Raw genomic sequence first — 2,191 nt, 5'->3', positions numbered from 1 at the left:
CTTTGTTTGCAGGGCTGCTTTTGTAGTAGCTTTCTTGGGCGGTTCGAAGTTTTTGCGCTGCTAAAATCAAGTTTTGATACCTAATTTTATAGCCATGCAATTCTTCTATTTGGGCGATTGCTTGATTTTGTTGCGTTTCATTTCCTTCGAAAAGCGCATCTATCAAGCCTTGCACGACGAGGTTCATGAAGTTTGATTTAAAGGGTGATAAAATTGGAAATTTGGCTAAGGATTGCAGGGTTTTGAAGGGTTTTTTGAACACGCTCAAAATCGGCATCAGGGTCTAAAAAGGGCGTAATTGCGTCTGACAACGCCCTGCTACGTGTGAATTTTTCGTTAATCATAAAATAATTTTTGAAGGATTTGGAATTACCTGCGCCTTTTGGCAAGCAGACGAAAGAGTTTGTAAAGTGGCAAATAGACGGCTAAAAATGCCGTTAGAAAAATCGGCGCGACTACGCCGATTTTGAGGAGGGCAAAAACTATGAACATGTGGTAAAGGGTGAAATGAAGGATTTGAGTTAAAAGAGTTTATGCTGGTTTGCTGCCGCTTTTATTGCACTTGGCTTTTCGCTGCGAAAATTTTTGCGGCTAAAAGCTGCGTCTGGATTCGAGGGCTTCTTTGGTGGTGGCAATTCGACGGGATTTTCCTCGTCGATTTGGTAGAGGTCGTAAAACGGAACATGCATGCCTCTTTTTCGGGCTACTACGGTTTTACTATGATTTTCCCATTTACCCATCGATACAAGGGTGCTTTTTGACCCTAAGCCTTCGGGCATTTCACGCAAGCCATAAGTGGGTAGGTTATCCATGCGATTCTTCAATTTCGTGCAATATCTTATCGATTATTGCAAATAGTAAATCGTGAACTTTTTTATTAGTAGTCCTGACAATTATTTCAAATTGGTTTTTAGGCGGGAGTATGGCTGCTTTCAACCTAAGCGTATTGACTGAATAGACCTCGCCGTTATCAAACACAACTTGCCACAATCCCATAACTTCTGGGTCTTTGAGCCATTGGAGCATGTAGTCATGCTCGTAATTGGTCGGATAATCGATGTTTGCTTCGCCAAACAAAATTAGATGCTGCGGTAAGCCGTCTATATCTTCGAAAGGGTGTCTTAAAAAAGTAAAATTGGCGAAGTAGTCAGGCTTAAAATAGCCCTCTACTGTCGCGAACGATTCGGTAGTTTTTGATAACTTGTTTTTTGACATGGTTTTGAAGGATTTAAAATTTTGAAGGATTTGGTAAAAATATTAAGCATTTAGGCGATTTACTCGGCGGCTTTTTCGGGCTGCCTTATTTTTTGCCCTGCGCTTTTTGAGTTGGATTCGCTGACTTACCGAAAGGCTGCGTTTGCGAAAGGGAGTCATATAATACAAGAAATGAGGTATGTTTAGGCGTTTCATAGGGCTTCGGTTGAAAGGCTTGTGGGTTGTAAGGCATTTTTTGCTTCGTTGATAAGCAGGTCGTTAGCTCTCATGCGAAGGTAAGATGCGAGGGACAAGGTAGGTATAGGCGTTTCGGCAATCGCCTCGACCAATGCCTTGTGTCCCGTCTGAAAATACTTCAATTCTTCGTCGCTCAAAACGAGGCGAACTGTAAAGAAGTGCGGTCGTGCTGGTTTTCGTTTTTTTTGGGGCATAACTTTTATAGGTTGAAAGCGTTAAAGGTATTATCTTTGCAAACCGTTTGTTTTGTTTGCAAGGATTACACTGCAAACATAGGGAGATATTTTTTCCCACGCAAATTTATTTTCTCTTTTTTGAGAAAATTTTTTTGCTCAAAATCTTAAAACCTTGAAAATCAAATAGTTATGATAGGAAAAAAAATCAGAGAGCTTTGTGAAAAATCGCCTTATTCCCAAAGAGAACTTGCCAAAAGGCTAAATATAAGCCCTCCAACGCTTAGGCGTTTGTTCGAAATGGAACAGCCAGATATCAACTTATCACTATTGCAGGAGATTAGCTTTGTCTTAAATGTTCCTCTTTCTGAATTTGCCGAAGATTTGGGAGTTATGCAAGTGGTTCAAAAAATTGATAAAGAAAAAAATGACCCATCAGGGAAAGAAAAAGACCCAAAGGAAAATGAGCTATTGCAAAAAATACAATCCTTAGAAACGGAAATTAAGCGGTTACAAGACGCGCTTTTTCAATCCCAGCAAGAAACAATAAGCATTTTAAAAAAAAT

At 39.9% G+C, this 2,191-nt stretch carries 8 protein-coding genes; 1 reads left to right on the top strand and 7 read right to left on the bottom strand.

Features of this window, described 5'->3' with window-relative positions:
• The 7 genes from G500_RS0108160 to G500_RS0108135 form a co-directional block, all read right to left on the bottom strand.
• The coding region (locus G500_RS0108160) for a hypothetical protein (RefSeq protein WP_027002197.1) at window positions 1–187 on the bottom strand (187 nt) is incomplete at its 3' end.
• Between the two features lie 10 nt (window positions 188–197).
• Window positions 198–344: a hypothetical protein gene (locus G500_RS25670; protein ID WP_154657078.1), complete on the bottom strand. Its 147-nt coding sequence runs from the start codon at window positions 342–344 to the stop codon at window positions 198–200.
• 25 nt (window positions 345–369) lie between these two features.
• The gene (locus tag G500_RS26445) at window positions 370–492 is read right to left on the bottom strand and encodes a hypothetical protein (RefSeq protein ID WP_281169319.1); all 123 of its coding nucleotides are present in this window, start codon (window positions 490–492) and stop codon (window positions 370–372) included.
• A gap of 29 nt (window positions 493–521) precedes the next feature.
• Window positions 522–812: a hypothetical protein gene (locus G500_RS0108145; protein WP_027002196.1), complete on the bottom strand. Its 291-nt coding sequence runs from the start codon at window positions 810–812 to the stop codon at window positions 522–524.
• Window positions 805–1,215, bottom strand: a complete 411-nt coding sequence (locus G500_RS0108140) for a hypothetical protein (protein ID WP_027002195.1) — start codon at window positions 1,213–1,215, stop codon at window positions 805–807. The genes G500_RS0108145 and G500_RS0108140 overlap by 8 nt, the downstream gene beginning before the upstream one ends.
• Before the next feature lie 42 nt (window positions 1,216–1,257).
• Entirely contained in the window at window positions 1,258–1,410 is a 153-nt protein-coding gene (locus G500_RS25665) for a hypothetical protein (RefSeq protein ID WP_154657077.1), read from the bottom strand.
• The gene (locus G500_RS0108135) at window positions 1,407–1,646 is read right to left on the bottom strand and encodes a hypothetical protein (RefSeq protein ID WP_027002194.1); all 240 of its coding nucleotides are present in this window, start codon (window positions 1,644–1,646) and stop codon (window positions 1,407–1,409) included. Before G500_RS0108135 ends, G500_RS25665 begins: the two co-directional genes overlap by 4 nt.
• Before the next feature lie 171 nt (window positions 1,647–1,817).
• On the opposite strand from G500_RS0108135, the gene G500_RS22900 reads away from it, so the two are divergent.
• On the top strand, window positions 1,818–2,191 hold a 374-nt coding region (locus G500_RS22900), incomplete at its 3' end, for a helix-turn-helix domain-containing protein (RefSeq protein ID WP_035756807.1).

This window comes from Hugenholtzia roseola DSM 9546, from assembly GCF_000422585.1.
Taxonomy (GTDB): Bacteria; Bacteroidota; Bacteroidia; order Cytophagales; family Bernardetiaceae; genus Hugenholtzia; species Hugenholtzia roseola.
The sequence above is the reverse complement of the archived record's forward strand: the minus strand, read 5'-3'. Positions and strand labels throughout refer to the sequence as shown.

What these genes read in the sequence shown, in the direction of transcription:
- G500_RS0108140 (WP_027002195.1), bottom strand. Translation starts at nt 1,215, where the DNA reads ATGTCAAAAAACAAGTTATCAAAAACTACCGAATCGTTCGCGACAGTA.
- G500_RS25670 (WP_154657078.1), bottom strand. Translation starts at nt 344, where the DNA reads ATGATTAACGAAAAATTCACACGTAGCAGGGCGTTGTCAGACGCAATT.
- G500_RS0108135 (WP_027002194.1), bottom strand. Translation starts at nt 1,646, where the DNA reads ATGCCCCAAAAAAAACGAAAACCAGCACGACCGCACTTCTTTACAGTT.
- G500_RS25665 (WP_154657077.1), bottom strand. Translation starts at nt 1,410, where the DNA reads ATGAAACGCCTAAACATACCTCATTTCTTGTATTATATGACTCCCTTT.
- G500_RS0108145 (WP_027002196.1), bottom strand. Translation starts at nt 812, where the DNA reads ATGGATAACCTACCCACTTATGGCTTGCGTGAAATGCCCGAAGGCTTA.
- G500_RS26445 (WP_281169319.1), bottom strand. Translation starts at nt 492, where the DNA reads ATGTTCATAGTTTTTGCCCTCCTCAAAATCGGCGTAGTCGCGCCGATT.